Below are 4,992 nucleotides of genomic sequence, written 5' to 3'. Positions count from 1 at the left end.
GACGGGCCGAGGTCCTGCGTGATGGTCATGGTGTTCTGACCGGAGTCGCCGAGGAAGTTGACCTTCATCAGCGGCGCAGCGGCCAGGGTGGCGCCGAGCACGACGACCGCGAGGATCACGGTGATGCACGGCGCGCGGGTCGTCTTCAACGGCATCAACCGGCACGAATTCGGGCTGAACGGACGGGTCCCGTCGCGAGAGCTCACCGAGTCCGACATCCGGATGCTGAAGGCGCACAACGTCAACGCGGTGCGCACCAGCCATTACCCCAACGACTCGGCGTTCTACGCGCTCGCCGACGAATACGGCCTGCTGGTGATCGACGAGATGAACCTCGAGACGCACGGCCGCTGGGCGCGCATCAACCACTTCGACGAGCCGCTGGACACCGCGATCCCCGGCGATCACGACCAGTGGCGCGAGGCCGCCCTCGACCGCGCGCGCAGCATGCTCGAGCGCGACAAGAACCACCCCAGCGTGGTGATCTGGTCGTGCGGCAACGAGTCCTTCGGCGGCAGCGTGCTGCGCGATGTGGCCGACTGGTTCCGATCGGCCGACGACCGGCCGGTGCACTACGAGGGCGTGCACTGGGACCCCCGCCACCCGCAGACCACCGACATCGCGAGCCAGATGTACACCCCGGCCGCCGGCATCGAGGAGTACCTGCGCACGCACCGCGACAAGCCGTTCATCGTGTGCGAATACGCGCACGCGATGGGCAACTCCTTCGGCGCGGTCGACGAGTACGTCGAACTGGCCCACCGCGACGAGCTGTTCCAGGGCGGCTTCATCTGGGACTTCGCCGATCAGGCGATCCTGATGCGCGACCGCTACGGCCGGGAGTTCTTCGGCTACGGCGGCGACAACGGCGAGGCGCCGCACGATCAGGACTTCAGCGGCAACGGCTGATGATCTCCTCCGTCTGGGGTGGCTCGCTCTGGGTCGTGATCTGGGCGGTGGGCATCGGATTCGGCGTGAACATCGCGAGGGTCACCCGGCCGGAGCTGCGCCGCGTGCAACAGAGCGACTTCGTCCTGGCCGCGCGAGCCGCAGGACTCACTCCCTCCCAGAGCCTCGTGCGCCACCTGCTTCCGAACGTGGCGCCGGTCTTCATCGTGCAGCTGTCGTGGTCTATGGCCGTCGCCGTCCTCGCCGAGGCCGGGCTGTCCTACCTGGGCTTCGGCGCTTCCGTGGTCGAGCCGAGCTGGGGCCTGCTGCTCGCCGATCTCCAGCGGTACATCGGGGTGCATCCGCTCTCGGTCATCTGGCCAGGACTCACGATCACGATCACCGTGCTCGCCCTCAACCTGCTGGGCGACGGCCTGCGCGAGGCGACCGATCCCACCCTGCGGCATCGCACCGCCGAGATCCACACCCCGGGGGTGGTCGCATGAGCCTGTCGGTGCACGACCTCGTGATCGAGATCGACGGACGAACGGTGGTCGACGGCGTCTCCTTCGACGTGCCGGACGGCGCTCGACTCGGTCTGATCGGCGAATCCGGCTCCGGCAAGTCGCTCACCGCCCTCGCGGTGCTGGGCCTGCTCCCCGACGGCGCGACCGCGAGCGGCAGCATCCGCTGGGACGGCACCGAGTTGATCGGGATACCCGATCGCGAGCTCGCCCGTCTGCGCGGCGACGACATCGGCATCGTGTTCCAAGAACCGCGCACCGCTCTGAACCCCATCAGGACGGTCGGTCGGCAGATCGCGGAGTCGATCCGCATCCATCAGGGACTGGGCCGCCGCGAGGCCAGGGAGCGGGCGATCGTCGAGGCCGCCCGCGTCCGGCTTCCCGATCCCGAGTCGATCGTCGACCGCTACCCCCATCAGCTCTCCGGCGGCCAGAGGCAACGCGTCGCCATCGCGATGGCGCTGGCCTGTCGCCCACGCCTGCTCATCGCCGACGAGCCGACGACCGCGCTCGACGTCACGATCCAGGCCGAGATCCTCTCCCTGCTGCTGTCCCTCGTCGCCGACGAGGGGATGTCCCTCGTCTTCATCACCCACGACCTCGCCGTGCTCGCCCAGGTCGCGACCGACGGCGTCGTGCTCGAACACGGGCGGGTCGTCGAGGCCGCTCCGGTCTCGACCCTCCTGTCGACCCCTGCGTCCCCGGTCACCCAGGGACTGCTGCGAGATGCGACGGCGACGCTGTGGCGACCGGACGGGGACGCCTGATGAACCTGATCGAAGCTCGCGGACTCGGACGGGACTTCTTCGTCCCGAAGCGCTCCGCCTTCGAGCGCACTCGGACCCAGACCGCCCTGGCCCCCACCGACCTCGATGTCGTCGAAGGATCATCCGTCGGCATCATCGGCGAGTCCGGATCGGGAAAGTCCACCCTGGTGAGACTGCTCCTGGGGCTCGACCGAGCGACCTCCGGCACCGTCCGCATCGACGGCCGCGCGGTGGACGCCACAGCCTCGGCGAAGTCTCTGCACTGGCTGCGCCGGGAGACCGGGCTGGTGTTCCAAGACCCCTACGCGTCGCTCGATCCCCGCATGACGGCCGGTCAGATCGTCCGAGAACCGCTCTGGGCACTCGGCGTCGAGGGCGACCACCGTGCGCGGGTCCGCGAGGTGCTCGCGCAGGTGGGTCTGGAACCGGAGATGGGCGACCGCTACCCGCACGAGTTCTCGGGCGGGCAGCGGCAGCGGATCGCCCTCGCGCGGGCGATCGTGCATCGCCCGCGGATCCTGGTGGGCGACGAACCGCTGTCGGCGCTCGACGTGACGGTGCGTGCGCAGATCCTCGACCTGCTGATCGAGCTGCGACGGACGAGCGATCTGACCCTCGTGCTCGTCTCGCACGACATCGGCGTCGTGCAGAACCTGTGCGACACGGTCGTCGTGATGAAAGACGGGCGGATCGTCGAACGCGGCTCCACGACGGACGTGCTCCTGCACCCGGAACAGGACTACACGAAGAAGCTCCTCGCGGCGATCCCCGTGATCCCCGGCTCTCCCGGGCGGTGATCCGACGCCGGTTCGAGCGGACGCCGACGGTCAGCGCCGCGCGCCGAACAGACTCCCCCGTCGCCGTCCTGTGGGCTTGAGCACTCGGCGCATGTAGACGGTGCCGAGGTCGCGGCCGAACTTGTATCCGACGCGCCCCATCCGTCCGGCCTCGATGAAGCCGAGCTTCTCGTGCAACCGGATCGACGCCTCGGCGCCGTGGTCGCTGATGACCGCGACCATCTCGCGCAGCCCGATCTGCTCGCAGGCGTCGATGAGCGCCTGCAGCAATGCTGCCCCCAGACCCTTGCCCCCGGCGCCGGGACCGAGGTAGATCGAATCCTCGACCGTGTACTTGTAGGCGTTCTTGCCCGCCCAGGGCTGCGCGAGCGCGTAGCCCAACACCTCACCGCCCGGCGACACCGCGACGAGGAACGGCAGCTGCAGCCTGGTCAGCAGCGCGTACTTGTCCCGCCAGTAGGGGATGCTGCTGCGCCGCTCGTCGAGCGTCACGGCCGAGTTGCTCACGAAGTGGTTGTAGATCTCCCGCACGTGAGGGAGGTCTGCGGGCCGGGCAGCACGGATCGTGTAGGAGAAGACCTCTGGGGCAGGTGCGGGCCGAAGATGGCGCGGCAGAACGCGGCGACGGTCCCCCGGCTCGAACTGCATGCGCTCAGCTTAGAGACGGACCGGCTTCGCCTTCCACTCTCCAGTCGACCGGATCGGCTCCCTGCTCCTCGAGCAGCGCGTTCGCGCGCGAGAACGGGCGGGAACCGAAGAAGCCGCGACGGGCCGAGAGCGGAGACGGATGCGCCGATACGATCACCGGCGTCTCGCCCAGGAGTGGGTGCAGGTTGGCCGCATCCTTGCCCCACAGGATCGCGACGAGGGGCTGATCACGGGCCACGAGCGCGCGGATCGCGAGCTCGGTGACCTTCTCCCACCCCCAGCCGCGGTGCGAGGCGGCGACGCCCGGGCGCACCGTGAGCACGCGGTTCAGCAGGAGGACGCCCTGTTCGCTCCAGGCGGTGAGGTCTCCGTGTGGTGCCGGCGGGATGCCCAGGTCGCTCTCGCGCTCCTTGTAGATGTTCGAGAGGCTGCGCGGAAGCGGACGCACGTCACGGTCGACGGCGAACGACAGCCCGATGGGATGCCCGGGAGTGGGATACGGATCCTGCCCGGTGATCAGCACGCGCACGTCCGAGAGAGGACGACGGAAGGCCATGAGCACGTTCTCGCCGGAGGGCAGGTAGCCGTGGCCCGCCTCCTGCTCGGAGCGAAGGCGTTCCCCCAGAGAGGTGATCGTGTCCTGGACCGGGGCCAGTGCGTCCGCCCAGCCGGCGTCGATCCGACCGTCCGTGGCGAGCTCTGCCAGGGTCTGCGCCATCGTCAGTCGATGGACCGCACGCGCAGCGGACCCCGGGCGAGCAGATGCTGTGCCGACTGCGCGACCGGACGCATCGTGATCAGATCGAGGTTCACGTGGCCCGGAGACTCCAGCGCATAGGCGATCACATCGGCGACGTCGTCGGCCAGGAGCGGGGCATCCACGCCCGCGTACACGGCTTCGGCCGCGACGGAGTCGCCACCCAGTCGGTTGAGCGTGAACTCCTCGGTGTGCACCATTCCCGGCGCCACCTCGACCACACGGATCGGCTCGCCGTTGAGTTCCTGACGCAGGACCTTCACCAGCATCCCCTCGGCGGCCTTCGCGGCGTTGTAGCCCGCGCCCCCGGCATACGCGTTCTGCGCGGCAGTGGAGGTGACGAAGATCGTGTCGGCATGGCCGTCGGCGGCGGCCGCGCGGCGCAGCAGCGGAAGCAGACCGGCGACGAGGCGCTGACTGGCCAGGACGTTGGCGTCGAACATCCACTGCCAATCCTCGACCGCATCGAGGACGCCTCGGTCGAGTTCGTTCTGGCAGCGGCCGAACCTCTGCAATAGGGCGAGCAGGTGGTCGGACCAGACTTGTACGACCTCGACCGCGACGGTGACGGGATCGCCTGCGACTGAGACGGCTCCGCCCTACGCTGGAGC

Annotated in this window: 5 protein-coding genes and 2 pseudogenes; 4 read left to right on the top strand and 3 right to left on the bottom strand. The window is 69.1% G+C overall.

Annotated features, from left to right (window positions below):
- Positions 1-123 precede the first annotated feature (123 nt).
- The 4 genes and pseudogenes from KZA10_RS07960 (at position 124) to KZA10_RS07945 (ending at position 2,976) form a co-directional block, all read left to right on the top strand.
- Positions 124-909 carry a glycoside hydrolase family 2 TIM barrel-domain containing protein gene (locus KZA10_RS07960; RefSeq protein WP_218682597.1) on the top strand — a complete coding sequence of 262 codons (786 nt, stop codon included), beginning with the start codon at positions 124-126 and terminating at the stop codon, positions 907-909.
- Positions 906-1,394, top strand: a pseudogene (locus KZA10_RS07955) (ABC transporter permease); the annotation flags it as partial. The gene KZA10_RS07960 and the pseudogene KZA10_RS07955, both read left to right, overlap by 4 nt.
- The gene (locus tag KZA10_RS07950; RefSeq protein ID WP_218682596.1) at positions 1,391-2,179 is read left to right on the top strand and encodes an ABC transporter ATP-binding protein; all 789 of its coding nucleotides are present in this window, start codon (positions 1,391-1,393) and stop codon (positions 2,177-2,179) included. The pseudogene KZA10_RS07955 and the gene KZA10_RS07950, both read left to right, overlap by 4 nt.
- The gene (locus tag KZA10_RS07945; RefSeq protein ID WP_218682595.1) at positions 2,179-2,976 is read left to right on the top strand and encodes an ABC transporter ATP-binding protein; all 798 of its coding nucleotides are present in this window, start codon (positions 2,179-2,181) and stop codon (positions 2,974-2,976) included. The genes KZA10_RS07950 and KZA10_RS07945 overlap by 1 nt, the downstream gene beginning before the upstream one ends.
- A 30-nt stretch (positions 2,977-3,006) precedes the next feature.
- Here KZA10_RS07945 and KZA10_RS07940 read toward each other — a convergent pair whose 3' ends face one another.
- The 3 genes and pseudogenes from KZA10_RS07940 to KZA10_RS07930 all read right to left on the bottom strand — a co-directional run.
- Positions 3,007-3,624, bottom strand: a complete 618-nt coding sequence (locus KZA10_RS07940) for a GNAT family N-acetyltransferase (protein WP_055872930.1) — start codon at positions 3,622-3,624, stop codon at positions 3,007-3,009.
- A gap of 4 nt (positions 3,625-3,628) precedes the next feature.
- Positions 3,629-4,342 (bottom strand): uracil-DNA glycosylase, encoded by a 714-nt coding sequence (locus tag KZA10_RS07935; RefSeq protein WP_218682594.1) that lies wholly within the window; start codon positions 4,340-4,342, stop codon positions 3,629-3,631.
- Positions 4,343-4,344: 2 nt separating this feature from the next.
- Positions 4,345-4,956: pseudogene (locus KZA10_RS07930) on the bottom strand (SDR family oxidoreductase); the annotation flags it as partial.
- Positions 4,957-4,992: the final 36 nt, after the last annotated feature.

This window comes from Microbacterium sp. BF1, assembly GCF_019279095.1.
GTDB classification, from domain to species: domain Bacteria; phylum Actinomycetota; class Actinomycetes; order Actinomycetales; family Microbacteriaceae; genus Microbacterium; species Microbacterium maritypicum.
Note: the sequence above shows the minus strand (reverse complement) of the source record. Positions and strands in the feature narration are given on the sequence as shown.